The 26,587-nt window shown below is 45.8% G+C and carries 22 protein-coding genes, 3 tRNA genes and 1 other RNA gene; 9 read left to right on the top strand and 17 right to left on the bottom strand.

From position 1 onward, the window contains the following. Positions 1-168: 168 nt before the first annotated feature. An RNA gene (gene ffs, locus AC5YBZ_RS11020) (signal recognition particle sRNA small type) lies at positions 169-265 on the bottom strand. A gap of 174 nt (positions 266-439) precedes the next feature. Further along, positions 440-739: a ComEA family DNA-binding protein gene (locus AC5YBZ_RS11025; protein ID WP_494521420.1), complete on the bottom strand. Its 300-nt coding sequence runs from the start codon at positions 737-739 to the stop codon at positions 440-442. 399 nt (positions 740-1,138) lie between these two features. On the opposite strand from AC5YBZ_RS11025, the gene AC5YBZ_RS11030 reads away from it, so the two are divergent. Further along, on the top strand, positions 1,139-2,530 hold the full coding sequence (locus AC5YBZ_RS11030) for an SLC13 family permease (RefSeq protein WP_494523690.1): 1,392 nt from the start codon (positions 1,139-1,141) through the stop codon (positions 2,528-2,530). Between the two features lie 56 nt (positions 2,531-2,586). Here AC5YBZ_RS11030 and megL read toward each other — a convergent pair whose 3' ends face one another. From megL to pspA, 6 genes are all read right to left on the bottom strand, one after another. Beyond that, positions 2,587-3,765: a methionine gamma-lyase gene (gene megL / locus AC5YBZ_RS11035; protein ID WP_494542906.1), complete on the bottom strand. Its 1,179-nt coding sequence runs from the start codon at positions 3,763-3,765 to the stop codon at positions 2,587-2,589. Between the two features lie 96 nt (positions 3,766-3,861). Next, positions 3,862-4,953, bottom strand: coding sequence for a YcjF family protein (locus AC5YBZ_RS11040; protein ID WP_494521417.1), 1,092 nt, complete (start codon positions 4,951-4,953; stop codon positions 3,862-3,864). Between the two features lie 40 nt (positions 4,954-4,993). Continuing rightward, a complete protein-coding gene (locus AC5YBZ_RS11045; protein ID WP_494521416.1) occupies positions 4,994-6,436 on the bottom strand; it encodes a YcjX family GTP-binding protein in 1,443 nt (480 codons plus the stop codon). A 103-nt stretch (positions 6,437-6,539) separates the two neighbouring features. Continuing rightward, positions 6,540-6,935 (bottom strand): envelope stress response membrane protein PspC, encoded by a 396-nt coding sequence (pspC, locus tag AC5YBZ_RS11050; protein ID WP_475514302.1) that lies wholly within the window; start codon positions 6,933-6,935, stop codon positions 6,540-6,542. Continuing rightward, the gene (gene pspB / locus AC5YBZ_RS11055) at positions 6,922-7,161 is read right to left on the bottom strand and encodes an envelope stress response membrane protein PspB (RefSeq protein ID WP_110456720.1); all 240 of its coding nucleotides are present in this window, start codon (positions 7,159-7,161) and stop codon (positions 6,922-6,924) included. Before pspB ends, pspC begins: the two co-directional genes overlap by 14 nt. 20 nt (positions 7,162-7,181) lie before the next feature. Next, a complete protein-coding gene (gene pspA / locus AC5YBZ_RS11060) occupies positions 7,182-7,877 on the bottom strand; it encodes a phage shock protein PspA (RefSeq protein ID WP_494521611.1) in 696 nt (231 codons plus the stop codon). Positions 7,878-8,055: 178 nt separating this feature from the next. On the opposite strand from pspA, the gene pspF reads away from it, so the two are divergent. The 7 genes from pspF to fabV all read left to right on the top strand — a co-directional run bounded on the left by pspF (position 8,056) and on the right by fabV (position 15,862). Further along, complete coding sequence (gene pspF, locus AC5YBZ_RS11065) at positions 8,056-9,129, top strand: phage shock protein operon transcriptional activator (RefSeq protein WP_494521415.1); 1,074 nt, start codon at positions 8,056-8,058, stop codon at positions 9,127-9,129. An 88-nt stretch (positions 9,130-9,217) separates the two neighbouring features. Next, the gene (locus tag AC5YBZ_RS11070; protein ID WP_494542907.1) at positions 9,218-10,861 is read left to right on the top strand and encodes an ABC transporter substrate-binding protein; all 1,644 of its coding nucleotides are present in this window, start codon (positions 9,218-9,220) and stop codon (positions 10,859-10,861) included. Further along, positions 10,861-11,892, top strand: a complete 1,032-nt coding sequence (locus tag AC5YBZ_RS11075) for an ABC transporter permease (RefSeq protein ID WP_494542908.1) — start codon at positions 10,861-10,863, stop codon at positions 11,890-11,892. The genes AC5YBZ_RS11070 and AC5YBZ_RS11075 overlap by 1 nt, the downstream gene beginning before the upstream one ends. Next, positions 11,879-12,769, top strand: a complete 891-nt coding sequence (locus tag AC5YBZ_RS11080; RefSeq protein ID WP_494542909.1) for an ABC transporter permease subunit — start codon at positions 11,879-11,881, stop codon at positions 12,767-12,769. The genes AC5YBZ_RS11075 and AC5YBZ_RS11080 overlap by 14 nt, the downstream gene beginning before the upstream one ends. A 12-nt stretch (positions 12,770-12,781) precedes the next feature. Next, positions 12,782-13,795 (top strand): oligopeptide/dipeptide ABC transporter ATP-binding protein, encoded by a 1,014-nt coding sequence (locus tag AC5YBZ_RS11085; protein ID WP_475514306.1) that lies wholly within the window; start codon positions 12,782-12,784, stop codon positions 13,793-13,795. After that, positions 13,770-14,555: a peptide ABC transporter ATP-binding protein gene (locus AC5YBZ_RS11090; protein WP_494521411.1), complete on the top strand. Its 786-nt coding sequence runs from the start codon at positions 13,770-13,772 to the stop codon at positions 14,553-14,555. The genes AC5YBZ_RS11085 and AC5YBZ_RS11090 overlap by 26 nt, the downstream gene beginning before the upstream one ends. 104 nt (positions 14,556-14,659) lie before the next feature. Next, positions 14,660-15,862: an enoyl-ACP reductase FabV gene (gene fabV, locus AC5YBZ_RS11095; protein WP_494542910.1), complete on the top strand. Its 1,203-nt coding sequence runs from the start codon at positions 14,660-14,662 to the stop codon at positions 15,860-15,862. A gap of 396 nt (positions 15,863-16,258) precedes the next feature. On the opposite strand, the gene AC5YBZ_RS11100 is transcribed toward fabV, so the two are convergent. The 9 genes from AC5YBZ_RS11100 to AC5YBZ_RS11140 all read right to left on the bottom strand — a co-directional run bounded on the left by AC5YBZ_RS11100 (position 16,259) and on the right by AC5YBZ_RS11140 (position 25,280). Then, complete coding sequence (locus AC5YBZ_RS11100) at positions 16,259-18,124, bottom strand: SurA N-terminal domain-containing protein (RefSeq protein ID WP_494523694.1); 1,866 nt, start codon at positions 18,122-18,124, stop codon at positions 16,259-16,261. Positions 18,125-18,341: 217 nt separating this feature from the next. Beyond that, entirely contained in the window at positions 18,342-18,614 is a 273-nt protein-coding gene (locus tag AC5YBZ_RS11105) for an HU family DNA-binding protein (protein ID WP_011866302.1), read from the bottom strand. A 258-nt stretch (positions 18,615-18,872) separates the two neighbouring features. After that, complete coding sequence (gene lon, locus AC5YBZ_RS11110; protein WP_494521408.1) at positions 18,873-21,230, bottom strand: endopeptidase La; 2,358 nt, start codon at positions 21,228-21,230, stop codon at positions 18,873-18,875. A gap of 126 nt (positions 21,231-21,356) precedes the next feature. After that, a complete protein-coding gene (gene clpX, locus AC5YBZ_RS11115; RefSeq protein ID WP_494521407.1) occupies positions 21,357-22,637 on the bottom strand; it encodes an ATP-dependent protease ATP-binding subunit ClpX in 1,281 nt (426 codons plus the stop codon). 82 nt (positions 22,638-22,719) lie between these two features. Further along, positions 22,720-23,331, bottom strand: coding sequence for an ATP-dependent Clp endopeptidase proteolytic subunit ClpP (clpP, locus tag AC5YBZ_RS11120; protein ID WP_110456621.1), 612 nt, complete (start codon positions 23,329-23,331; stop codon positions 22,720-22,722). Between the two features lie 89 nt (positions 23,332-23,420). Then, positions 23,421-24,725 carry a trigger factor gene (gene tig, locus AC5YBZ_RS11125; protein WP_494521406.1) on the bottom strand — a complete coding sequence of 435 codons (1,305 nt, stop codon included), beginning with the start codon at positions 24,723-24,725 and terminating at the stop codon, positions 23,421-23,423. 255 nt (positions 24,726-24,980) lie between these two features. Beyond that, a tRNA-His gene (locus tag AC5YBZ_RS11130) sits at positions 24,981-25,056 on the bottom strand. 7 nt (positions 25,057-25,063) lie between these two features. Further along, positions 25,064-25,140: transfer RNA gene (locus tag AC5YBZ_RS11135), tRNA-Arg, on the bottom strand. A gap of 63 nt (positions 25,141-25,203) precedes the next feature. Further along, positions 25,204-25,280: transfer RNA gene (locus tag AC5YBZ_RS11140), tRNA-Pro, on the bottom strand. 420 nt (positions 25,281-25,700) lie between these two features. Between AC5YBZ_RS11140 and folD the strand changes: the two genes are divergently transcribed. Further along, on the top strand, positions 25,701-26,555 hold the full coding sequence (gene folD, locus AC5YBZ_RS11145; protein WP_494521405.1) for a bifunctional methylenetetrahydrofolate dehydrogenase/methenyltetrahydrofolate cyclohydrolase FolD: 855 nt from the start codon (positions 25,701-25,703) through the stop codon (positions 26,553-26,555). The last annotated feature ends 32 nt before the right edge of the window (positions 26,556-26,587 follow it).

The following is a 26,587-nucleotide window of genomic DNA, read 5'->3' on the forward strand; positions in this document are numbered from 1 at the left end:
TGCTGCGGTTGTTCCCTTATAAGCCAATACGTCATATTTTCTGATGAGGTGGTACACAGGAATTGTACAACTAGCCGATTTATAGGTTACAGCTGAAAAGGTCAGTTATTTTGTCAAATCAGAGAGCGACTTTGGATTCATAAATAAGAAAGGGGAGTTTTGGAGGTTCCCCTAGAGCCACACCCCGGCACATGAGTCGCCTGCTGCGGTTGCTCCCTTCCGGGCCTGGCCGAGTTCACAAGTTATCATTGCGGGGGGACCCTAGGGTCACCATAGATTCTTGAAGCGTGTTATCTTCAAGACGGGGGCATTATCTATCATGCAGGGGATGCGATCAAGGGAATATCGGTCTTTGAGCCATTCTTTATGATTGAGTGGTGAATCTATAAACAAATACCCACGAGCGTGGGTATTTTTTATAATAACAAGCGCCAATGACTTACAATTTAATATTGGCTCGGTTTTGTTCTAACAGTTTAGGACCGATACCTTTAACTTCAGATAATTGATTAATATCGGTAAATTTACCATGTGTATTGCGGTATTCAATAATCGCCATCGCCTTGTTTGCACCAATCCCTTTTAGCTGGCTTAACTGCTCTGCTGTCGCCGTATTGATATTAACGGCTTGTGCCTCAACGGTTGTATTCACCGGAACTGGCTCAACCTTTTCAGCAGCATAAGCGGGAAACAGTGCTAATGTCGTAGCAATCAAACTGCCCAATAATATTGCTTTCATAACTTACTCCTTGATTATCCATTAGGGGATGACCAGCATTCCTTTCTCCTTGGCCACCTTAAAAACATAGAACAAACTCAAACCTTGCGCAAATACGTGACCCCCGCCAACCAAAACCCCACCCCCAAGGTGACCAAGGTCACACAAACAACTTTCAGTTTATTTCATAACGAGATTAAATCTGATTCAACCGATGCACTATGAAAAAAATTGTGATCTACCCCTTACTTTAAAACGTGATTCGGGTAACATAAGCCACCATTTTATTGCGCTACATCACACGCAGAGCTCGAACACAAAGTAATTTAACTACAAATAAAAAGCTTTGTGCCGATCCTGCGCTGAGATAGTGTTGTGCGCCTAACAACAAGTACTAACAACAAGTATATGGACTCTTCAATGTCTCACGAAACCACGCAGGCACAGCCGCTGATCCCTGAAAAGCCAACACAATATAAAAAAATGCTTATATTGTTTGCCGATATCTGTTTATTTATTTTGATGTATCAATTTCTGCCTTTTGAACAGAGCATTAATATTGGACTCGCCATTCTCGTTTTTGCTGCAATATTGTGGCTGACGGAGGCTATCCATATTAGTGTGACGGCAATCATTATCCCTATTCTTGGGGTCGTGTTTGGCGTGTTTGAAACCAAAACGGCAATGAGCAATTTTGCGAATCCGATTATTTACCTGTTTTTTGGTGGCTTCGTCCTCGCTGCAGCCCTGAACCATCAAGGTATCGATCGCCGTATCGCTCAAAAAGTACTTACGGCTTCCAAGGGTAAACTGAGCCTTGCTTGTATGATGTTATTCGGCATCACCGCCCTGCTATCGATGTGGATCAGTAATACCGCCACTGCGGCGATGATGCTGCCATTGGCTCTGGGGATCTTGCAGCAGCTAGACATTAAAGAGCATCGCAACACCTACCTCTTTATGCTGCTAGGTATCGCTTACTCTGCCAATATTGGTGGCATAGGTACCTTAGTGGGCAGCCCACCGAATGCTATCGCCGCGGCTCAAGTGGGTTTAAGCTTTGCCGACTGGTTAGAGTTCGGTTTGATCACCGTCGCTTTAATGTTACCGAGTATGCTTATCGCTCTGTATCTTTATTTGAAACCTAATCTCAATGTGGTCTGTGAGATCCCAAGCGATAATCAGAAATTAAATTTCCAAGGTAAACTCACTCTTATCATCTTTTTGGCAACCGTATGTTGCTGGATCTTCAGTAAGCCTATCTCTGGCGCTTTAGGCGGCATCAAACAGTTCGATACCATAGTGGCGTTAAGTGCCGTGGTATTACTGGCGGGTTTAGGTTTAGTGCAGTGGAAAAAAATAGAAAAAACCACAGATTGGGGCGTGCTCATCCTCTTTGGTGGTGGCTTAACACTCAGTGCTATTTTAAAAGCCACAGGCACCAGCGTATTTTTGGCGCATTGGGTCACCGATATTTTTGGTAACACCCATATGGCATTATTTACCTTTGCGGTGATATTTTTTGTGGTGATGCTCACTGAGTTTGCCAGTAATACCGCCAGTGCTGCTTTGTTGGTACCTGTATTTGCCGCGATTGCTGAAGCACTGGGACTATCACCTGTGATGCTGTCGGTATTAATTGGTATTGCGGCTTCTTGTGCCTTTATGCTGCCAGTGGCGACGCCGCCCAATGCGATTGTGTATGGGTCAGGCCACATTAAGCAATCAGAGATGATGCGAGCTGGCGCAATAATCAACTTTATCAGTATGTTGGTACTGTATATCATTGCCCACCTGTTCTGGACTATCTAAGCATAATCCGCTTGCACATTTGTGGCCTACTCGATAATGAGTTGGCCACAGATGGATTAACTCCCTTCTAACGCTTGGCGTAAATCGCTAATAATATCTTCAACCGCCTCTAAGCCTACCGATATACGCAATAGACTGTCACTAATACCCGCCACAACTCGCTCCTCAAATGAATAGGGTGAATGGGTCATCGAAGCTGGATGCTGGATAAGTGACTCAGCGTCACCCAAACTGACCGCGATGGTAAATAACTTCAGTCGATTCACAAATGCAACAGCGCCATCAAAACCACTATCAAGTTCAAAGGCCACCACTCCCCCAGCTCGGCGCATCTGCGAGCCGATAAGATGATGACCACTATGATGACTTAAACCTGGATAATAAACTCGGCTAATTTGCGGGTGTTTATCCAGATATTCGGCAATCACTTGGGCATTATCACAATGACGAGCAACTCTAACATCTAAGGTTTTTAGCCCGCGTAAGATAAGCCAGGCATCGTGTGGTGATAATACCGCGCCGATATCTTTGAGGATTTCTGTTTTGAGTTTAGCTATCATCTCCTCACTGCCACACACTATGCCGGCAATCACATCGCCGTGGCCATTAAGGTATTTAGTGGCGCTATGCACCACCATATTGATGCCCAACGCGATGGGCTGCTGCAACAACGGCGTCATAAAGGTGTTATCAACAATACTCACCAGATGATGCTGCTTCGCTATACCTGCAATCGCGGTTAAGTCATACACATCGAGATGGGGGTTCACCGGAGTTTCACAAAACAGCACTTTCGTAGTGGGCTTAATGGCGCGCTTTATTTCATCGACATCATTAAAGTCCACCAAGGTGACTTCAATCCCAAACTTACTCAATTGCGTGGTCATCAAGGCAAAGGTACAGCCGTAAACGGCTTTAGCGGCAACTAAATGATCGCCACAGCATAAATGGGTTAATAATGCGGCCGATACCGCCGCCATACCCGATGCGGTAGCGGCAGCGGCTTCGCTGCCCTCGAGTATCGCTAACTTGCGCTCAAGCTCTGCCGTGGTGGGATTACCTAAGCGGGTATAAATATACCCTTGCTGCTCACCAGCAAACCGTGCGCTACCTTGCTCTGTGTTCTCGAATGCAAAGGTGGCGCTTTGATACAGTGGTGAGACTAATGCGCCCATGGCATCCCTTTGATGCCCAGCGTGGATAACCTGAGTCGCCTGCTGCCATTTTTGTTGCATTATCTCTCTCCAAAGTGTTGATTGACTAAGTCAAGGTAAACACTAACCTTGGCTCGTTTTGCGCCTGAGAGTAAAGTTATAGCAGCAGATTAAGCCCTAGTTGGATGTAAAATCTTTGTTACGGTTGGTGCGTTTACCGAGTGCGGCTAATGAGAAATCTTTGAGTTCACTCAGTAGTGCGGTATGGATCTTGGTTAACTTGGGGCGGGTCTCATGACTAAATACCACAGGGCGACACAGTGCCATGGCCTGATAACCCAATCTTGCAGTGAGCAATCCCCCGCCTAACCCTTGCGCCATCCGCGTCGATACCTTGCCGGACACTTCAAGTGATAGCAACTGGGTACCAATATCGGTCACCACCTCACTGGCCCCCGCATAAATAATATTGATTATCACCGAGCGGATGAGCTTAATGCGGCTCCAATAACCTAGTTCAATGCCATAGCAGCTGGCTAACTCGCGGATCATCTTCTGGTTACGCCATAAAATAATCGCCATATCGAGCACGGCTAATGGGCTTGCGGCTAACAATAACGCCGATTCAGTGGCATAGCGATGCACCAATTTTTTGGCTTTTTTATCGATTTCAGTTAACACCAGCGACTCAAACAACAGCACGCGCTCGGCATCGTTATGCTCATCACGCACATGATCACGGTAGTTTTGGGTGTCGATATCTGTGGGTAATTTAGCCAAAATACGCTCGATAAACGGGTCGGCCTCACCAATTTGCATGCTCAGGGCTAAGCGCTCACTCACTTGCTGCGCCTCCTCTACGCCCCTTAATCGTTGCAGTTGGCGCCATTCATTAAAGGTTATCCGCCCAGCCCACAAAATAACCAAAGCCAGAACACTGGCATATACCCCAAATAACCAAGGGCTGTCGGTCCATGCTTGTGACAAGGACAAGCCGGTTTGGGTCAGTACTAAGATGATAAGGCCAAGCAACATGCTTTTAGTCAACCATGACCAGCGGCGACGCTTACTCGCCATCAAGGTGCGCTTAATGCTAGGGTCAATATCTAATAATTGTGCAAGCTGCTCCTCGTCACTCTCGGGCGATAATATGTGTACAGGTTCAGCATCAAAATGCCTTGCCTGTTGTAGCCTTGGCTGAGTCGATTGATCATCATCGCCTAGCTCGAATAACTGTTTTTTTTCTATCGGATCTGAGGGGTGTGTCATTATCGTTCCTATCATCAATCAAGATGTAAATCAGGGATAGCTAAGTTAGCTTATCGCCAATTAAATACTGCAATAGGTGATCTAAGCGAATATGCTCAAAATGCACATCCTTAGCAGTACTGGCGATTTGAGGCGGCGCAAAATTAACAAATTCAAACCCTTGTTGCTGCCAAAATTCACTGCGAGGCAGCTGCTTGGGGACTTCGCCAGGAAACAAAGTGACCGCTTTACCACTTGCCATATCGCGTCCCTTAACCACCTCTATCTGTTTAGTGTCAACTTGCACCATGCCATGTTGTGTGGCTTTTATAGCACTGATCGCCATCACCTCAACATCGCAACCTTCAAACTTAGCATGTTGCTGACTGCGGTTAACCAGCTGGGTCAATAGCGATAACACATTACCCTGCTGATCGCGGGTAATATGGTCCACTTTACTGGCAGCAAATAACAGCTTATCAATACGAGGAGAAAAGAGCCTTTTCAATAAGTTAGATTGACCAAAATGAAAGCTAGCCATGATGCCGTCTAGCGCCTGACTCATATCATCAAACTGCGCTTTACCGCGATTAAGCGGCGTAAAACAGTCAACTAATAATAATTGACGGTCAAACTTGCCAAAGTAATCGCGGTAGAAGGGTTTAACAACCTGGATTACATAGCTGTGATAACGTTTTTTAAGTACATGGTAATAGGAGTCTTTAGGGCTTTTTTCTAATGCATCGCACTGCCCCTCACTTAAGCCGAGTAGAGGAAAAAACGCTAACACTGGCGTATCGGCCAGCTCACCTGGCAATAACATGCGTCCAGGTTGGGCATTATAAAACCCATGGGTATGTACACTGTCACACAGCAGTTGTTGATACAGGCTCGACACCTGTTTGAGTTGCAGCTCTTGCGCCGGTGATGCTAAAGGCAGCTCGGCGCAAGCGTCGATAAAGGGCGTATAATACTCGCTAAGCGACAACAAGCTGCTACGCAGACTTTGACGCTGACACCACTGTGGATAGGTGAGTTTTAACATAGGTAAATCGAGTAACCACTCACCTGGGTAGTCAACAATATCAACATATAAGGTGCTATGGTCAGTCAGTTTTGCCAGCAGCCCTTTTTGCGGCTGGTATTTAATCGCTAACCTCAGCTCACTGATATTACGCGTGGACGCTGGCCAGTGAGGTTCACTAGAGGTTAAGGCCGCCATGGCGCCTTCGTAATCAAAACTGGCAATGGTCATATCGGGCTGTAAGGTGCGCTTTACCCCATAAAGGCGCTCATCTCGCGCCACTTGCCACAAGGGCAACGCATTATGTTGCCCAACGGTACCACTGTGCAGGAGTTGATTCACTAATCCGGTGATAAAAGCGGTTTTGCCTGCGCCAGACAAACCCGTTACCGCTAGGCGTACATGATTGTCTGTGGTTCGTTTGACCAAAGATTTTGACTGTTGTGATAGCTTATGAAGTGAGCGATTGAGTGAGTTCATAGCACCTATCTTGGCCCCTATAATATCCGTATTCGAATCGTAGCCATGTTTAAGGGCGGTATTCACCGCCCTTATGCCTTATGTAAGTCATGATGAGTCAAGCTTACAGGTTGTTGATCTCCCGTTTGAGATCGAAACTATCAGAGGTGACATGACGTTCAAGCTGTTGAAGCCTTACCTCTAATTGTCTAAATTGGCTGCTGACATCCCGTAACGCTGCCTTAGCGGGTTCGCCAGCCTGCCAGACCTTCTTTTTAACCTCAATCTCTTTATGCTGGTGTTTGTTCTTTGTGCTGCCAGGCTTGATATCTAATATCATCCACAGTAGCACATAGATGATAAAGATGATGCCCGATCCCCCAAGTAAAAATATCGATGCTGCCACCACCCTGACTAACCAGGTTTCGAAGTTAAAGTAATCGGCTATGCCGGCGCAGACCCCAGCGATTTTGCCTGATTCGGGAATGCGATATAAGGGACGTCCATTAGATGCGCTCATCTCGATGCCTCCATTGTGGCGCCTCGCTGTCTAAAATAGCTTCCAAGGTTTCTATGCGTTGGGCCATTTTATCGGCTTTGCTAATTAACTCATTTAGCTGAGTAAACTCTTCTTCAGTGAGTCCTTGGCTCACTTGGCGTTTACTACGGTAATGTAGGATCAGCCAAATGGGTGCCACCACTATCATGAAGATGATGATCGGGGCTATTAATAAATCCATATCCATAACTCACCTCTGAATCGTTTCTATTTAGTTGTTTTAGTCGTCTGTTTTTTCGCGTTGCTGGCTTTAACCTTGGCTTTTAAGGCTTCCAACTCGGCGTTGACTGAATCTTCGGCTTCTAAAGCGGCGAACTCATCATTAAGTGTCTTTTGATTACCCAAGTCGTAAGACTCAACTTGTGACTCTAACCCTTCGACACGGCGCTCATATTGCTCAAATTTGCTCATCGCATTATCAATTTTACTTGAATCAAGCTGACGCTTTACTTCTAAACGAGAAGAGGCGGTCTGCTTGCGCATGATAATGGTCTTTTGACGTGCTTTAGCATCGGCTAGCTTTTCTTGTAGCAGATTCACTTCCTCTTTGAGGCGAGCAATGTGCTCTTCAACGACCATTAACTCTTTTTCAAGCGTAGCTGCCAGTTCGCTGGCTTTCTGCTTTTCCAGTAATGCCGCTTTGGCTAAATCTTCGCGATCTTTCGATAACGCTAGCTCAGCTTTATCTTGCCAATCATGTACCTGCTCTTGCACTTTGGCGATACGACGCAGGATCTCTTTTTTCTCTGCAAGCACTTTAGCTGAAGTTGAACGTACTTCGACTAAGGTGTCTTCCATCTCCTGGATGATCAAGCGCACCATTTTTTCTGGATCTTCGGCCTTATCGAGTAGCGCGCTGATATTAGAATTGATGATATCTGCGAAGCGAGAGAAAATGCCCATAATACTGTCCTCTAAATTAACGTTGGTGTCGCAAAGAATAATACATTTAGTGTGCCAACTTTTGATATTCATTACAATACAGACACTTAAACATTATTTTAACTTTTGCTTTATTTTGTAACCGCGGCCACATATTATAAATTTCACCAATTATTAGTGTGAAAGGCTAAAACTTATCGTGGCGAATCAATTCCAACAAGATAATCTGATCGGCCAATCGAATGCGTTATTGGAAGTACTAGAGCACGTTTCAAAAGTTGCCCCCTTATCCAAACCCGTACTTATTATTGGGGAACGTGGCACGGGTAAGGAACTCATCGCCGAGCGATTGCACTACCTGTCAACGCGCTGGGAACACAATTTTATCAAACTTAACTGCTCCTCCTTGAGTGAGAACTTACTGGAAAGTGAACTCTTTGGCCATGATGCTGGTGCATTTACCGGTGCCAATAAAAAGCATGAAGGTCGCTTCGAGCGCGCCGATGGCGGCACACTTTTTTTAGATGAATTGGCCAACACCTCAGGACTCATACAAGAGAAGCTACTCAGAGTCATTGAGTACGGTGAATTTGAACGAGTGGGCGGCAGTAAAACGGTACAAACCGATGTGCGCTTAATCTGCGCCGCCAATGAAGATCTGCCTTCACTTGCCCAAGCCGGAGAATTTAGACCAGATCTGCTAGATCGCTTAGCCTTTGATGTGATCACCTTACCGCCACTGCGTCATCGCCCCGAAGATATTATGCCGCTGGCAGAATACTTTGCTATCGGCATGGCGCGGCAATTAAAACATGAACTGTTTGACGGTTTCTCCCCCCGCGCTGTCGAGCAATTAATGCAATATGATTGGCCGGGCAATATTCGTGAACTCAAAAACGTGGTTGAGCGCAGCGTTTATCGTAATACGGATCTGCATACCGCGATTGATAATATCGTCATTGATCCCTTTGCTTCACCCTACCGCCCAATGCACAGAGTAAAAACCACTTCGCGCCAAGCTATACCGCAGCCCAATGCGACGCCTGTCGCCCCACTTGAGCCTGAGCCTGAATCAGCGCCGCAACCACACAAGGCTGCCGCAATTGAGTTTCCGTTAGACTTTAAAGAACACTGCGAATCCCATGAAGTGCAGTTACTCAGTAAAGCCTTAGATGCGGGGCAATACAACCAGAAAAAAACGGCCGAATTGCTGGGTCTCAGTTACCATCAACTGCGAGGAATTTTGAAAAAATACAATTTATTGGATAAATAAATCTCGCTTAACGCAGATGAAGTTTGCTCCTAGCTCTGTAGCACTGTTAAAATGAAATTATTCATTCAAACAACGATTACATCTACTGATGACAGAGCTGCTTAAGCGTCTCACGTTAGGATTGGTTCTTTGCTGCGTTATCCCCCTATTAGCAGCCTGTGGTCCTTCTCGTGTTCCTTCTGGCCTGGTTTATTGTTCTGAAGGTAATCCAGAGTCTTTCAATCCACAATTAGTAACCTCTGGCACCACAATCGATGCCACTTCACAGCAACTCTATGATGGACTGGTCGATTATGATGCGACATCAGGGCAGTTAGTCCCCTCTTTAGCCACCGCCTGGACTATCAGTGACGATGAGCGCGTGTACACTTTTTCGTTACGCACTGGGGTGCGTTTCCATCACTCAAACATCTTTACCCCAACGCGTAATTTCAACGCCGATGATGTCCTGTTTTCATTTAACCGTATTATCGATAGCACTCACCCGTATCATGATGTGGCTAAAACAGGTTACCCTTTTTTCCAAAGCATTGGCTTTTCTGATTTAATCGACAACATTGAGAAAATAAACGACTATCAAGTTGCTTTTCACCTGACACAAAAAGACGCCTCATTTTTATCTAACCTCGCCACTGGGTTTGCCGTCATCTTGTCACAAGAGTATGCGCAGCAACAACTGCAGGCCGGCGAACCTGAACTCGTCGATAAACTGGCGATTGGTACTGGTCCTTTTAGGCTAGTCGACTATGTCAAAAATGATTTTATTCGCTATTATCGCAACCATCATTACTGGCGCCTAACTCCCGAAGTTGAGCAACTAGTCTTTGATATTACCCCCAAAAGTACCACACGACTGGCGAAGCTCATTACAGGCGACTGTAACATTTCTGCGCTGCCTAAAGCTGGAGAGTTACCCGTAGTGATCGATAAGCCCAATTTAGAGGTCGATTCCATCCCGGGTTTTAATGTGGCTTTTTGGGCATTTAATACCGAACGTATTCCCTTTAACGATGTGCGGGTGCGCCAAGCATTAGCCCATGCAGTGGATAAAGAAAATATCCTGCGGGCGGTATACCATCAAACGGCCGTAGAAGCCGTTGGTCTGCTGCCCCCGTTATCATGGGCCTATTCAACCAATAAAAGCCTAATCGACTATAACCCGGAAAAAGCACGTAAATTACTTAGCGATGCTGGCATCAGTGACTTAAGCATCGATATCTGGGCAATGCCGGTAGCACGAATTTATAACCCTAATGCCCACAAAACCGCTGAATTAATTCAAGCCGATTTGGCGCGTATTGGGGTGAAGGTCAACATAGTCAGTTACGATTGGAGTGTGTTTAACCAAAAACTGAGTGGCCAAAATTATGATTCGGTACTCATTGGATGGAACGCCGATAACAGCGATCCGGACAATTTTTTCACCCCCATTTTGAGTTGCGCATCGGTAAATTCTAACAGTAACCGCTCACGTTGGTGCTCACCAGAATTTGACCGTATTCTACAGACGGCTAGGTCGACTACGGATCGCGTTACGCGCACAGCCTTATACCAACAGGCTGAGCAATATATTGCCGAGCAAGTTCCAATGTTGCCTTTTGCACACGCCACCCGCATGGTAGTCAAACAAAAACGGATAACTCAGTCTAAGTTAACCCCGTTTGGGGGGATCTCTTTCACCAATACCACTAAGGTGACACCGGCCATTGTGGCTATTGAGGAGCCAAACTGATGGCACGCTATCTTGCTCGCCGCTTAAATCTATTTCTTGCGACATCACTGGTGCTGTTTATGGTGATGTTTAGTGTCACCGCACAGTTTCCGGTCGAACACACCGTCGCCCTCACTGGCATTCAAGCTCCCACCACGGAAGAACAAGCCAGCATCAATGCAGCTTATCGTCTCGACCAAGGCCAAATCAGCCAATTTATTGCTTATTTAGAGCAGCGTTTATCGGGAAACTTAGGGATCTCTGTTACCTCGCAAAATCCGGTGTCTAATGAATTAACCGCCGTGCTCAGCGCCAGCTTCGAATTGGCCTTTGTCGCTGGTGCGATTGCACTACTACTCGGGATCCCTCTAGGAGTTTTAGCGTCGTTAAGTCAACATAAAATAACCCAACATACCATTATGGCGATCACCTTAACTGGCTATTCAATTCCGGTCTTCTGGCTGGGACTGAGTCTGTCACTGTGGTTTGGCGTGCGCTTAGGCTGGCTACCCATCTCAGGTCAAATCAACCTGCTTTACGAGATAAAACCGGTGACGGGTTTTCTGCTGATCGATATCTTGTTATGGGACTCTCAATATGCTTGGTCGGCGTTTATCGACGCCTTACAACACATTGTATTACCCGCGGTCACCTTGGCCGTACTGCCTTTTACTGTGGTGGTGCGCATCACCCGAAGTGCCATGATGTCGATTATGGAAAAAACCTATATTAAAGCCGCCGAAGCTCGGGACCTGAGAACCTATACCATAGTGATACGCCATGCACTGCCCAATGCCTTTATCCCACTACTTAAAAATATGGGACTGATGCTCGGGGCATTTGCCAGTTACGCGATTGTAGTTGAAGTAATTTTTAGCTGGCCAGGGGTCGGTGCTTGGCTGGTATCGGGGATCTACCAGCGAGATTATACCGTGATCCAAGGGGGGATTTTAGCGGTAGCAATGATCATTATCTTTTTAAGTATCTTAATTGAAGTGTTACATACGGCGATCAACCCGCTCAGTAGGAAAGAACTCTATGCCGCCCATTAAAATTTATCAGGTAGGCCATATCCCCTCACCTCTGAGACGCATCTGGAATGCGTTTACTGACAACCCATTTGCATTTGCCGGTTTTTGGGCGATTTGCTGCCTCATATTACTGGCATTATTTGGACCAATTATCGCGCCATTTTCAGCCGCACATCAGGATCCGCAAGCTTTATTGCTACCTCCCTCTTGGGATCCTGCTGGCACGGTTGAACACTTTTTGGGAACCGACGATCTGGGCAGAGACATCTTTAGCAGGTTGCTGCATGGGGCGCACCTGACCTTTGGCATGGCACTGGCTATTGTCGCCACGGCCTTGGTGATAGGCTTTGTAATAGGCTCTATTTCGGGCATGATGACGGGCTTAAAATCGAGTATATTGAGTCATTTACTCGACGCATTACTGTCTATCCCCTCGTTATTAATGGCAATATTAGTGGTGGCTGTCACCGGACCTGGACTGGGCAATGTATTTTGGGCGGTAGGTATTGCATTAACGCCTCAATTTGTCAGGGCTATCCACCAAGCGGTACATGAAGAGCTGCAAAAAGAGTATGTGACCGCCGCAAGGCTCGATGGGGCCAACCCACTACAGATTTTTTGGTATGTGATTTTACCGAATATTTTAGACACCATGATTATTCAAACCACCTTAGGTATTTCAGCAGCTATTTTGGATATCGCCGCCTTAGGTTTCTTAAATCTGGGGGCACAAGCACCGAGCCCTGAATGGGGCGCTATGGTGGCACAAGGGTTAGATAACCTCTTAACGGCGCCATGGACCGTCAGCATCCCTGGCGTAGCCATCTTATGCAGTGTACTGGCGATTAACCTCGTTGGCGACGGTCTGCGCTCTGCACTTTCACCCATTCGCCATTAATGAGAAACCAACATGCCATTATTGGACATTAGAAACCTCACCATCGAACTCGATACGCCCCACGGCCGGGTGAAGGCACTAGAGCGGGTAAGCTTAACCCTTAACCCGGGTGAAATTCATGGTCTTCTGGGAGAATCTGGTTCGGGGCGAACCTTGCTGGCAAAAGCCATTATGGGGATCCCTGGGCATAATTGGACAATACAAGCCGATCGCATGATGTGGGATGGTCAAAACTTATTGGACATGAGCACTAAAGCGCGCCGCGCCTTAATGGGCAGCGAAATGGCGATGATTTTTCAAGATCCCATTAGTAGCTTAGACCCCACCATAGTGGTCGGCGTGCAAATTATCGAAGCCATGCCCGAAAACAAGGCCTTACCTTGGTGGCGACGTGAGCAAGACAAACGTAAAACCGCGCGGCAATGGCTACATAAGGTGGGCATTAAAGAAACCCAAAAAGTGATGTCAAGCTACGCCTGGGAGCTGTCTGACGGTGAATGCCAAAAAGTGATGATTGCCATTGCGGTCGCCAACCAACCACGCTTACTGATCGCCGACGAGCCGACCAACTCCATGGAAGTCAGAACTCAAGCGCAAATATTTCGCCTGCTGAGTAAATTAAATCAATTACATAATGTATCGATTTTATTGATTAGCCACGAGCTAGAAAACTTATCTCAATGGTGCGACCGTTTATCAGTCATGTACAGTGGCCAAATAATGGAATCTGGCCCCACCGCCGATGTGATTGCTCAGCCATATCACCCTTATACCAAAGCGATACTGGACAATATCCCTGATTATTCTAACCCTGAGTTGCATAAAACCATGATGCAAACTCTGCGTGGCTCGGCGCCATCACTACAACACCAACCCATTGGTTGCCGCCTTGGCCCCCGTTGCCCTCAGGCGCAAAAGCACTGTGTGAATCAGCCTAAATTGAGCCATCATAAAGATCGCTATTTTGCGTGTCATTTCCCTTACTATAATGAGCCAAGTCATGACGAGCCCCTTACTAAAAGTTAGCCAACTCAGTAAAACCTTTTTTGCTGGCTACAAAGGTTTTAAGCGTCAATATAATCAAGCGCTTGGGCCAATATCATTTGAGCTTAACAGCGGCGAAACCCTGGCCATTGTGGGCGAAACGGGTTCGGGTAAGAGTACCCTAGCGCGCATTCTTGTGGGCGCAGAGCAGCGCAGCGCGGGGGAGATTTATTTTGAAGGTGAACGCCTTGATAGCCGTAACCTTAAGCAGCGTTGCAAGTTAATTAGGATGATTTTCCAAGATCCCAATACTTCATTAAACCCAAGTTTAACTGTGGGTGAACTGCTCGATGAACCGCTACGCTTTAATACCGACTTAGATAAACACAGCCGCCGTGCACAAGTGATTGACCGCTTAAGAAAGGTTGGCTTACTGCCTGAGCACGCCGATTTTTATCCCCATATGATTTCAGAGGGGATGAAACAGCGCGTCGCGGTGGCAAGAGCCTTGATGTTAGACCCAAAAATCATTATTGCCGATGAAGCATTAACCGCATTGGATCTATCGGTGCGATCGCAAATTTTAAATCTGTTGCTTAAACTCCAGCAAGAGATGGGATTGTCTTATATTTTTGTATCACACAACATGAACATTATTCGCCATTTTAGCGACAAAATTATGGTGTTACATCAGGGTGAAATGGTGGAGAAGGCCACCACGGAGAATTTATTCAATTCGCCGCAACATGAATACACCCAGCGGCTGATCCAAGAGCAAACGATGTTCTCCTACAAACGCTAAACTGCTCCAACCACTAGGGCTTATATGCCTAATTATTAAAAAACATGTGCCATTTCATCTTGCTTTAATTATCCTTATGGCACTTTTTCAAGAGAAGCAGAAACATGATAATCAAACCCAAAACACGTGGCTTTATTTGTACTACCACTCATCCGGTCGGCTGTGAAGCAAATGTACTTGAGCAAATTAACCTAACTAAGGCAAACGGACCTGTTGCCAACGGCCCTAAAAAGGTACTGGTTATCGGCTCTTCAAGCGGCTATGGTCTATCTTCACGTATTGCAGCGGCTTTTGGTAGCAGCGCTGCAACCCTCGGCGTCTTTTTTGAAAAACCAGGAACCGAAACCAAACCAGGTACCGCCGGTTGGTATAACTCTGCGGCATTTGACAAGTTTGCTAAACAAGCTGGCTTATACTCAAAGAGTTTAAACGGTGATGCTTTTAGCCATGAGGCTAAACAACGCGCCATTGAGATCATCAAACAAGATCTTGGCCAAGTCGACATGGTGGTCTACTCACTGGCCTCACCGGTTCGAAAACTGCCTGATAGCGGCGAATTAATCCGCTCAGCGCTTAAACCTATAGGGGAAACCTATACCGCAACCGCGGTGGATACCAACAAAGATATCATTATCGAAACCAGCGTTGAGCCCGCCACAGAGCAAGAGATCCAAGACACCATTACCGTTATGGGTGGTCAAGATTGGGAGTTATGGATTAACGCCCTAGCCGATGCCGGTGTATTGGCCCCCAAGTGTAAGACCGTTGCTTATAGCTATATCGGCACCGAATTGACTTGGCCTATCTATTGGCATGGCGCTCTTGGCAAAGCCAAGATGGATCTTGACCGTGCAGCCCATGAACTTAACGCCAAGCTATCAGCTACCGGTGGCAGTGCCAATGTTGCCGTGCTTAAGAGTGTCGTCACTCAAGCCAGCTCAGCTATTCCGGTCATGCCCTTGTATATCGCGATGGTCTTTAAAAAGATGCGTGAAGAAGGCCTGCATGAAGGTTGCCAAGAGCAGATTAACCGTATGTTCAGAGAACGTTTATTCCGCGAGGATGGCACGGCGCCACAACTTGATGAAGCCAATCGTCTGCGCCTAGATGATTGGGAGCTCAAAGAGGAGATACAGCAGCATTGCCGTGACTTATGGCCGTTAGTCACCACAGAAAATCTCTGTGAGCTCACCGATTATCGCGAATATAAACAAGAGTTCTTAAAGCTGTTTGGTTTCGGCGTGGAGTCAGTTGATTATGATGCCGATGTTAATCCTGAAGTTAACTTCGACGTAGAACCAATATAATCTGAAGCTAGAAACACTGTCAGCTAAAAACAGTACCTAGCAAAAAAACACTCTAACAAAAAACCACGATGCCTATCGTGGTTTTTTATTTACCCCCTCTAGGCGCCTAAGCGTTCCTAACTTCATCTGCGCACCATCTCTAAGCGATATAATTCTAATCAACGCTATTGTTGTAAACGATAAATAAGCACTCGTCTCGTTAGTTTTCGCACCGTCAAAAAAACGCGATTCCTATTAGCAAAGCGACTCAATAGAACAAAATCCTAACCTTATAGCGTTAACAGAGAGACGATGACACAGCGTAAGCCTGAATCTATACCGCTAGCATCGATAACTTTTCAGCATAAAAAAAGCCAGAAGATCACTCTTCTGGCTTGTTATCATTAAAGTTGCAATTTATTCTGCTGGGCTGTAAACCACTTCGCTTTGTGCTTTCAACAAGCTTATCACAGCACGGTAATCGCTTTCAGCATACTGTGAATTTAAGCGCTGCTTAATGGCATTGGCCAAGTTGTCATCGACAGTCTCAGCTGCATTGACTTTATCGAGCACGATAACCGCATAGCCATTGGCCAAGGCGGCGGTATCTACCACAGGCTCACCATCTGGCTGCGCCATTTCAAAGGCTTTAGTGGTAATAGCGTTATCAATGCGTTGATCGAAACGCGCCAGTTGCACTTGAGTCGTTAGCTCAGCAGTATTATCACCGGCTTTGATTGCCGTCATCAGTGTTTGAGCCTGCTCACGAGCAATATCGTTGGCCTTGTCTTGCTTCAGGCGCTCAACAATACTGGCTTTAACTTGCTCTAAGGCTAGCGTTCCTGCTGGCGTATGGGATTTAACTCGTACCACCATCACATGGTTTGGACCTAATTCAATAACGTCGCTGTTCATACCGTCGAGCAATACCGTTTCAGAAAAGGCCGCTTTAATCACTTCAGGCGCATTAAGCGGCTCTGGTGCATTATCACGTGAAAACTCTGGACTAGTCTTAACTGCTACACCCACTTCTTGAGCGGCTTCAGACAGGGTATCTGGCACTTCGTAGCTCACATCGGCTAAGCGTTGCTGCAGACCATAAAATTGATCTACGGCTTTCTTTTCCGTCAACTGGACGACAATCTGCTGTTTAACATCATCAAATGATGCAGTAGAGCCGGCTTGTACGTCGAGTAGTTTAATGATGTGGAAACCAAAATTGGTTCTTACCACATCAGAATACTGACCTTTATCTAGCGCGAATAAAGCACTGTCGAAAGCGGGATCCATAACGCCCTGTTCAAACCAATCAAGTTGCCCGCCCTGCTCAGCACTGAAGGTATCATCAGACTCTGTTTGGGCTAAGGTGGCAAAATCCTCACCAGCTTCTAACTTAGCATAGATAGCATCGGCTTTGGCTTTAGCCGCCGCGTCATCATCACCAAAATTAACTAAGATATGTCCAGCAAGACGTTTTTCAGGCTGCAGGTACTGCGCTTGATGCTCATCATAATAGGCTTGAGCTTCTTCGTCTGAAACACTGTGTCCACTGGCCATATCGGCCACATTCAGTTCAATATAATCGACTGACACAGTTTCTGGGCGCACAAATTGATGTTGATTAGCTTGATAATAGCTCTCAACTTCCTCATCAGAGATACTGACTTGGTCAAATAGCGGTGTAGCATCGACAACGTGATAACGGATATCGCGAGTCTGCGCCTGGATATTGGCTAAGTAATTGACTTCACCTGGTAGCACAAACTCTGAACCGACTAATGAGGCCACCAACTGACGACGGGTCATATCGACACGCATCATGTCACGGAAACTATTGACTTGATAACCCAGCTGACGGATCAGCGCAAGATAACGGTCATTATCAAATTGGCCATCGGTTTGAAAGGCTGGTTCATTAATAATCGCATTTTTGATCTGCTCATCAGAGACGGTCAATCCTAAATCTACAGCAGCTTGATCGATAAGCTTGTCGGCAACTAAACGCTCTAGCACGCTTTGTTTTACGCTTGCTAAGTAAGTGTCATTACTGGCAAGTGCATCATACATTTCGCCCAGTTGCTGCTCTAATCGAGCACGCTCGCTTTGATAGGCTTGCTCCAACGCTGAGTTACTGATCTCTTCGCCGTTTACGGTGGCAGCTACAGGCTCAGATGATGATCCTAAGTAGCTACTCACGCCAGTAAATGCAAAGGATAGTATTACAAGGACGAGAATGCTTTTTGCAATCACGCCCTGTGAGCCTTCGCGAATCTTTTCTAACATCAGATTTCTCGCTTGTTACTTAAAATAAAAAGGCGCATCACTCGATAGGATGCGCCTTCTATGTAAATTGTCAGACCTAGTTATACATTACGTAAGTTAGGCCAACGGCATGATAATGACAACTGCATTACCAAAACACTTACTCGGTAAAAAGCACTGCCTAAACAGTGCTTATTGACATGTAAGGTTTACAAAGGCCACCTTGACTAAGTATGTCTTAGTTTACAGCGTCTTTAAGTGCTTTACCTGCTTTGAACGCAGGAATGTTTGCCGCTGCAATCTTGATCTCTTTACCCGTTTGTGGGTTACGACCAGTGCGCTCTGCACGTTGACGAACTTCAAAAGTACCAAAACCAACTAGAGAAATTTTATCGCCATCTTTTAGGCCATCTGTCACAGCAGAAATAAAAGAATCTAGAGCACGGCCAGCTGCCGCTTTAGAAATATCAGCACCAGATGCGATTTTCTCGATTAGTTCAGATTTGTTCATGTCATCCCCTTGAATTTAATTTTGTGCGCCGCAACCAAATCCTTGTCTAGAGCGGTCTGCGGTGGCTTTTATAACAAGCTTGATCCTAAAGTTCAAGCCAAATAGGAAAACCTAAGAAATAAAATTGGAATAAGCTAAAAACCAGTAGCGCCAAGGCCTGTAGCTAAAAAGCTATCCACCGACCTAGGCTACCACAGGTTAAGACTTTAGAAAGCCCCTTTTTGCATTTTTTTTAATGCAAATAAGTATTTTCTTGCGTTAGCCCAAATTTTTAACAACTTCAAAGCCTTCGATTGGTCGTTCTAACGCCAAAGCCAATACTTCATCGACCCAACGCACCGGTCTAATGTCCAGATCGGCAATCACATTAGCAGGAATTTCTTCTAAATCGCGCTCATTCTCTTTCGGAATAAGCACCAGTTTTGTCCCGCCGCGATGGGCTGCAAGTAACTTCTCTTTTAAACCACCAATAGGTAAGACTTCACCACGCAAGGTGATTTCACCTGTCATCGCCACATCGGCCCGTACAGGGTTACCCGTTAAGCTAGACACTAATGCCGTACACATAGCGGCACCTGCAGATGGACCATCTTTAGGTGTCGCGCCTTCAGGTACGTGCACATGAATATCACGCTTTTCATAAAAATCAGGGTTAATGCCTAGCTGTTCGGCGCGCGCGCGAACGACTGTCATTGCGGCCTGAATCGACTCTTGCATCACATCACCCAGTGAACCTGTGTAAGTTAACTTGCCTTTACCGGGTACTGAGGTGGCTTCAATAGTGAGCAAGTCACCACCCACTTCGGTCCAAGCAAGGCCCGTTACTTGACCAATTTGGTTATTTGACTCTGCTTTACCGTAATCAAAGCGCTGTACACCTAGGAAGGATTTCAAGTTTTCCTGATTTACATCGACATGCTTAACCGACTTATCGAGTAAGATTGTCTTTACCACTTTACGGCAAATCTTAGATAACTCGCGCTCAAGCGAGCGCACACCAGCTTCACGCGTGTAATAACGAATAATACCGATGATGGCACTATCATCGACCGTCACTTCACTGGCTTTGAGGCCATTACGCTCAATCTGTTTAGGCAATAGGTGCTGTTTAGCGATGTTTAGTTTTTCATCTTCGGTGTAACCAGAGAGACGAATCACCTCCATACGGTCAAGCAACGGACCCGGAATATTCATTGAGTTAGAGGTGGCAACAAACATCACATCGGATAGATCGTAATCCACTTCTAAATAGTGATCGCTAAAGGTCGCATTTTGCTCAGGATCGAGTACTTCAAGCAACGCTGACGCTGGGTCACCACGCATATCTGAGCTCATTTTATCGATCTCATCGAGCAAGAACAGCGGATTCTTAACGCCGACTTTCGACATTTTTTGAATCACTTTCCCCGGCATTGAGCCAATGTAGGTACGACGATGTCCACGGATCTCCGCCTCATCACGGACACCACCTAGCGCAACACGCACATATTTACGGCCTGTCGCTTTAGCAATGGACTGACCCAGCGAGGTTTTACCTACACCTGGTGGCCCAACTAAACATAAAATGGGCCCTTTAAGCTGCTTAACGCGGCTCTGCACCGCGAGATACTCTAAAATGCGCTCTTTGACTTTTTCCAAGCCAAAATGGTCGGTATCGAGCACATCTTGTGCTTTGGCTAAGTCACGCTTAATTTTAGAGCGCTGCTTCCAAGGCACTGAGATCATCCAATCGACATAGCTGCGTACCACTGTGGCTTCTGCCGACATTGGCGACATCATCTTCAGCTTATTTAGCTCAGCAACGGCTTTCTCTTTTGCCTCGCTAGGCATGCCGGCTTCATCGATTTTTTTCGCTAAGGTTTCAAATTCATCATGGGACTCGTCGATATCACCAAGTTCCTTTTGAATCGCCTTCATCTGCTCATTGAGGTAATACTCACGCTGACTCTTTTCCATCTGTTTTTTAACGCGAGAACGAATGCGCTTCTCGACTTGTAACAGATCGATTTCAGACTCCATCATGGCCATCAGGTATTCGAGTCGCTCAGAAACATTAACCATCTCGAGAATGGTTTGTTTGTCTTCAAGCTTTAATGGCATATGAGCGGCCATGGTATCGGCGAGGCGCGCGGCTTCATCAATACCTGACAGCGAGGTCAACACCTCTGGGGGGATCTTTTTGTTGAGCTTGATATAACCTTCAAATTGACCGATAGCAGAGCGAACTAAGACCTCTTCTTCTTTGTCGGCAATTTGATCAGACTCTAAGTACTCAGCAGTAGCAATAAAGTATTCAGTTTCTTGGGTATATTTATCAATGCGAGCACGTTGGCCACCTTCAACCAGTACTTTTACTGTGCCGTCGGGTAACTTAAGTAATTGTAGGATTGATGCAACTGTACCCACCTCGAAGATATCATCACTAGTTGGTTCATCTAGTTCAGCATCGCGTTGTGCTACTAAAATAATCTGCTTATCTTGCTCCATCGCCGCTTCTAGGCAACGAATTGATTTTTCCCGACCAACAAACAGGGGAATAACCATATGAGGATATACCACCACGTCTCTCAGCGGCAGTACAGGGAGTTCGATTCGCGCTTCACGCTCTAAGGTCATAGCTCGATTCCGGTTGCTAACAATAATAAGGAGTATATTGGGGTTGATTAATGGGTTTCAATGGCAAACATAAAAAAAGGAGCCCGTCGGACTCCTTAATCATAATTTATTGCTCTGTTAGACCAATTATTGTTCGGCAACAGCCGCTTGAGATTCAGTGTTCTCATAAATCAAGATGGGGTCTGATTCGCCGTTTACCACAGATTCATCGATAACGACTTTGACGACGTGATCCAGTGATGGTAAGTCGTACATGATATCGAGTAACAAACCTTCTACGATTGAACGTAAACCACGTGCACCTGTTTTACGGGTCTTCGCTTTTAACGCAATCGCTTTTAACGCATCCTCTCTAAACTCAAGTTCAACACCTTCCATTTCGAAAAGCGCAGCAAACTGCTTAGTTAATGCGTTTTTAGGCTCAGATAGTATCTGTACTAACGCAGCATCATCAAGTTCAGTTAACGTGGCTAATACTGGTAAACGCCCAATAAACTCTGGGATCAGACCGTATTTAACTAAATCTTCAGGTTCAACCTGCATCAACATATCAGAGATAGTAGCCTTATCCGATTCACCTTTAACTTCAGCACCAAAACCGATACCGGTACCGACTTGTGAACGTTGCTCAACTACTTTCTCTAAGCCCGCAAATGCACCACCACAGATAAATAAGATCTTTGAGGTATCAACCTGTAAGAACTCCTGTTGCGGATGCTTACGGCCGCCTTGTGGAGGCACAGCAGCAACCGTACCTTCTATCAGCTTGAGCAAAGCTTGCTGCACACCTTCACCAGACACATCACGGGTGATCGATGGGTTATCTGACTTACGGCTGATCTTATCAATCTCATCGATATAGACGATACCACGCTGGGCTTTTTCTACATCGTAGTCGCACTTTTGCAATAATTTCTGGATGATGTTTTCAACATCTTCACCCACATAACCGGCTTCGGTCAGTGTCGTTGCGTCTGCCATGGTAAACGGAACATTCAAGAACCGAGCTAGCGTTTCGGCCAATAAGGTTTTACCGCTACCCGTAGGACCTATCAGCAAGATGTTACTCTTTCCTAACTCAACACCATCTTTAGGAGAAGCATTCTTTAAGCGCTTATAATGGTTGTATACTGCAACCGACAACACTTTTTTCGCTTTTTCCTGACCGATAACATAATCATCAAGATGTGCTCTGAGATCATGAGGTGTAGGTAGCTTATCTTGTTCAGGCTTAGGTGATATCTCTCTGATCTCTTCGCGGATGATGTCATTGCAAAGCTCGACACACTCATCACATACATACACAGAAGGACCAGCAATGAGCTTACGAACCTCATGCTGACTCTTTCCACAAAAAGAGCAGTACAGTAGTTTCCCACTATCACCGTTGCTTTTGTTGTCGCCCATTACTTTACCTCTTTTGCAGTGTCAGGCACTGCACAATTAATCTTACAACCTTTACTGATCATAGCTCAGCAACGGACAATTATCAGCTTCGTTTATCTAACACAGAGTCAACCAGACCATAGGCTTCGGCCTCTTTGGCGCTCATAAAGTTATCACGATCGGTATCACGTTCAATCACTTCCAAAGGTTGACCTGTATGATCGGCCAGCATTTGATTTAATTTATTCTTAATGCCCAAGATCTCTTGCGCATGAATCGCGATATCAGACGCCTGTCCCTGGAAACCACCTAGTGGCTGATGGATCATCACCCGCGAGTTAGGCAAACAATGGCGTTTACCTTCGGCGCCACCGGCTAACAAAAATGCGCCCATGCTGGCTGCCTGACCGATACATACCGTGCTGACATTCGGTTTAATGAACTGCATAGTATCATAAATTGCCATACCTGCAGTGACCGAGCCACCTGGAGAATTAATATAAAGATAAATATCTTTGTCTGGGCTTTCCGACTCTAAAAACAGTAGTTGAGCAACAATGAGGTTAGCCATGTGCTCTTCAACTTGCCCAACAAGAAAGATCACGCGCTCTTTTAAGAGACGAGAATAGATATCATATGAGCGTTCACCTTTGGCCGTTTGTTCAACAACCATCGGGACAAGTGCATTCAGTACTGATTCTGGTGCATTTAGCATTATTAACTTCCCTAAATAAAAATGGCTCGCATGAGGAGCCTCATACGAGCCATTATAAATGGCTAATAGCCATTTAAGTCAAGCATAGGTTATGCGCGACCGGTAGCCTTGTTCATAAATTCTTCGAAATTGACTTCTTTTTCGGTCACTTTCGCAGATTTTAACAATGCTTCAACGGCTTGCTCTTCTAATGCAACGTTACGCATGTTCTGCATCATCTCTGGATTGTTGTTGTAATACTCAACAACTTCACTTGGATCTTCATATGCAGAAGCCATAGAGGCGATTAGCGCTTGTACGCGATCATCTTCAGCTTTTAGCTCGTTAGCTTTAATCACTTCACCAAGCAGTAGACCCACTTTTACGCGGCGCTCAGCTTGTTCAGTGAATAGATCGGCTGGTAGCTCAGGCATGTTAGCCGCTTGCTGACCAAAACGTTGCATCGCTTGCTGACGCAGTACGTTTACTTCACCGTCGATAAGTGCTTTTGGCAGTTCGATATCATTTTGCTCAAGCAGACCGTTAAGTACTTGCTCTTTAACATTCGCTTTTAGCGCTTGTTCAAGTTCACGGCTCATGTTCTTGCTGATCTCAGCCTTAAGTGCCTCTAGGCCACCTTCAGCAACACCAAACAACTTAGCAAACTCATCGTTCACTTCTGGTAGATTCGCCGCTTGAACTTCTTTAAGGGTGATTGCAAACTTAGCAACTTTACCTTTCAGGTTTTCAGCGTGGTAATCTTCAGGGAAAGTTACTTCAATGTCGAACTCTTCACCGGCTTTGTGACCTTCAACACCTGATTCAAAACCAGGGATCATGCGGTTACTACCCAGTTGCAGCTCGAAATCTTCAGCTTTACCGCCTTCGAACTCTTCACCGTCGATAGAACCAACGAAATCGATTTTCGCCTTGTCGCCATCAGCCGCTGCACGGTCAACGACTTCAAACGTAGCATGTTGCTTACGTAGGGTTTCAATCATCGCATCAACGTCAGCATCAGTCACTTCTGCTTTAGGTTGTTCAACTTCAATCGCATCTAGACCTTTTAGTTCTACTTCTGGGTAGATCTCGAAAGTAGCCACAAACTGGAAGTTTTCACCGTCAGTTTCGCCAGGAACGAAAGTAGGTGCACCTGCAGGATTTAACTTTTCAGCGATAATAGCTTCAACAAAATTACGTTGCATCACTTCACCAGTGATGTCTTGACGAATCGCACTACCGTAACGCTTATTGATCACGCTTACTGGTACTTTGCCTGGTCGAAAACCAGGAATACGCGCACGCTTGGCTTCATTTTTCAAACTATCTGAAACGGCTTTCTCGATCTGCTCAGCAGGAACAGAAATAGTTAGACGGCGTTCTAAACCTTGTGTTGTTTCTACAGAAACTTGCATTGTTTTACCTCGAAATATGTCAAACGTCTTTTTGTAATAGTCGAATATTCAACTACTAAGGTATTCGTTTCTTGATCTAAAAAAACGACTAAAATGGCTTGGTAACTGAATTTGGCAGTCGTCGCACATAGTTGAAATTTATCAAGACGCGACATTATAGCCACGGTTTTCTGCATAGTCGAGCCTCATAGCTCGAATTACAGACGTAAAAAAAGCGACTCAAGGTCGCTTTTTTTATTTTCTTCTAAAAAGAAGTGGGGTGACTGATGGGGCTCGAACCCACGACAACCGGAATCACAATCCGGGGCTCTACCAACTGAGCTACAATCACCACTGTTTGGTACGCCCGGCAGGATTCGAACCTGCGGCCATCCGCTTAGAAGGCGGATGCTCTATCCAACTGAGCTACGGGCGCTTCGTTATGAACTAGGTTCATATCCTAACTGGGCAAATAGCGTTTACACGCTACTTAAAAATTTGGTCGGTGATAGAGGATTCGAACCTCTGACCCTCTGGTCCCAAACCAGATGCGCTACCGGGCTGCGCTAATCACCGAAGGTGTTACATGTTCACCGATTGACTAAGTCTGCCTGAGAACGGAGCGCATCTTATCCCCTCAGTTAAATAGCGTCAACGATTATTTTTAAAAGCGCATTCACTTGCTCACTTTAACATCTACACGCTAGTAAATTCACCTAACCAGCTATTATGGTTTGACATAAAGTGGCTCTCTCGCTGACTGTTAACACCATAAACCGTTGCCGCTCAATCCATAACAGCTGCATTTTGCCTTATTGCTATGCTAAAGGCCTTTTTCGCCAAATAATCAAGATGCTATTAGCTAAATCCAGCATCACTGGATTATTCTTATTTTAAAACGGTCTGTTATACGGCTAAATCAATGACACCAACCTATGCCCCTGTTAAAATGTCGCCGTTTTTATTATCGCGCCATATAAAGGAAATCCACCCCTCATGACAGCCCAAATAATCGATGGCAAAGCGATCGCCCAATCCATTCGAACTCAGTTAGCTATAAAAGTAACCGCCCGTAAAGAGGCTGGACAACGTGTTCCTGGCTTAGCCGTGATCCTTGTTGGAGCCGATCCGGCATCACAAGTCTATGTTGGCAGCAAAAGACGGGCTTGTGAGGAAGTTGGCTTCCTCTCACAATCATTTGACCTTCCCTCTGAGACCTCTGAAGCAGATTTACTCGCCTTAATCGATAAGTGTAACGACGATGCAGCTATAGATGGCATTTTAGTACAATTGCCGCTGCCAAAGCACATTGAAGAGTCAAAAGTGATTGAACGTATTCGCCCCGATAAAGATGTCGATGGTTTCCATCCTTACAACGTCGGTCGTCTAGCACAGCGCATTCCTGTGCTGCGTTCTTGTACACCTATGGGTATTATGACGTTGATCAAATCAACCGGAGTCGATACCTATGGTTTAGATGCCGTGGTCGTTGGTGCATCTAATATTGTTGGCAGACCCATGACTTTAGAGTTGCTTCTCGCCGGCTGTACAACCACGACTTGCCATCGATTTACCCGCAATCTTGAAGATAAGATCCGTGGTGCCGATTTAGTGATTGTGGCGGTAGGCAAAGCCAACTTTATTCCTGGTGAGTGGATCAAACCTGGCGCTATCGTGATCGATGTGGGAATTAATCGCTTAGGCGACGGTAAACTCGTCGGTGATATACAATTTGATGTTGCAGCCCAGCACGCCAGTTATATTACGCCTGTGCCTGGTGGTGTTGGCCCAATGACCATTGCTAGCTTACTCGAAAATACCTTGTATGCTGCGGAAAACTATCACGACTAGATAACCTGAACTCGGGATAAGAAATTGAACTA

The organism is Shewanella sp. 553, from assembly GCF_059338375.1.

Excerpts from the sequence above, each read along its gene's own strand:
- pspC (WP_475514302.1), bottom strand. The coding sequence starts at position 6,935 with ATGAGCGCATCTAATGGACGTCCCTTATATCGCATTCCCGAATCAGGC.
- pspB (WP_110456720.1), bottom strand. The coding sequence starts at position 7,161 with ATGGATATGGATTTATTAATAGCCCCGATCATCATCTTCATGATAGTG.
- lon (WP_494521408.1), bottom strand. The coding sequence starts at position 21,230 with ATGACCTTAGAGCGTGAAGCGCGAATCGAACTCCCTGTACTGCCGCTG.
- fabV (WP_494542910.1), top strand. The coding sequence starts at position 14,660 with ATGATAATCAAACCCAAAACACGTGGCTTTATTTGTACTACCACTCAT.
- AC5YBZ_RS11040 (WP_494521417.1), bottom strand. The coding sequence starts at position 4,953 with ATGACACACCCCTCAGATCCGATAGAAAAAAAACAGTTATTCGAGCTA.
- megL (WP_494542906.1), bottom strand. The coding sequence starts at position 3,765 with ATGCAACAAAAATGGCAGCAGGCGACTCAGGTTATCCACGCTGGGCAT.
- clpX (WP_494521407.1), bottom strand. The coding sequence starts at position 22,637 with ATGGGCGACAACAAAAGCAACGGTGATAGTGGGAAACTACTGTACTGC.
- AC5YBZ_RS11045 (WP_494521416.1), bottom strand. The coding sequence starts at position 6,436 with ATGAACTCACTCAATCGCTCACTTCATAAGCTATCACAACAGTCAAAA.
- clpP (WP_110456621.1), bottom strand. The coding sequence starts at position 23,331 with ATGCTAAATGCACCAGAATCAGTACTGAATGCACTTGTCCCGATGGTT.
- AC5YBZ_RS11080 (WP_494542909.1), top strand. The coding sequence starts at position 11,879 with ATGCCGCCCATTAAAATTTATCAGGTAGGCCATATCCCCTCACCTCTG.
- AC5YBZ_RS11025 (WP_494521420.1), bottom strand. The coding sequence starts at position 739 with ATGAAAGCAATATTATTGGGCAGTTTGATTGCTACGACATTAGCACTG.
- AC5YBZ_RS11030 (WP_494523690.1), top strand. The coding sequence starts at position 1,139 with ATGTCTCACGAAACCACGCAGGCACAGCCGCTGATCCCTGAAAAGCCA.
- folD (WP_494521405.1), top strand. The coding sequence starts at position 25,701 with ATGACAGCCCAAATAATCGATGGCAAAGCGATCGCCCAATCCATTCGA.
- AC5YBZ_RS11105 (WP_011866302.1), bottom strand. The coding sequence starts at position 18,614 with ATGAACAAATCTGAACTAATCGAGAAAATCGCATCTGGTGCTGATATT.
- pspA (WP_494521611.1), bottom strand. The coding sequence starts at position 7,877 with ATGGGCATTTTCTCTCGCTTCGCAGATATCATCAATTCTAATATCAGC.
- AC5YBZ_RS11085 (WP_475514306.1), top strand. The coding sequence starts at position 12,782 with ATGCCATTATTGGACATTAGAAACCTCACCATCGAACTCGATACGCCC.
- AC5YBZ_RS11100 (WP_494523694.1), bottom strand. The coding sequence starts at position 18,124 with ATGTTAGAAAAGATTCGCGAAGGCTCACAGGGCGTGATTGCAAAAAGC.
- AC5YBZ_RS11090 (WP_494521411.1), top strand. The coding sequence starts at position 13,770 with ATGACGAGCCCCTTACTAAAAGTTAGCCAACTCAGTAAAACCTTTTTT.
- tig (WP_494521406.1), bottom strand. The coding sequence starts at position 24,725 with ATGCAAGTTTCTGTAGAAACAACACAAGGTTTAGAACGCCGTCTAACT.
- AC5YBZ_RS11075 (WP_494542908.1), top strand. The coding sequence starts at position 10,861 with ATGGCACGCTATCTTGCTCGCCGCTTAAATCTATTTCTTGCGACATCA.
- AC5YBZ_RS11070 (WP_494542907.1), top strand. The coding sequence starts at position 9,218 with ATGACAGAGCTGCTTAAGCGTCTCACGTTAGGATTGGTTCTTTGCTGC.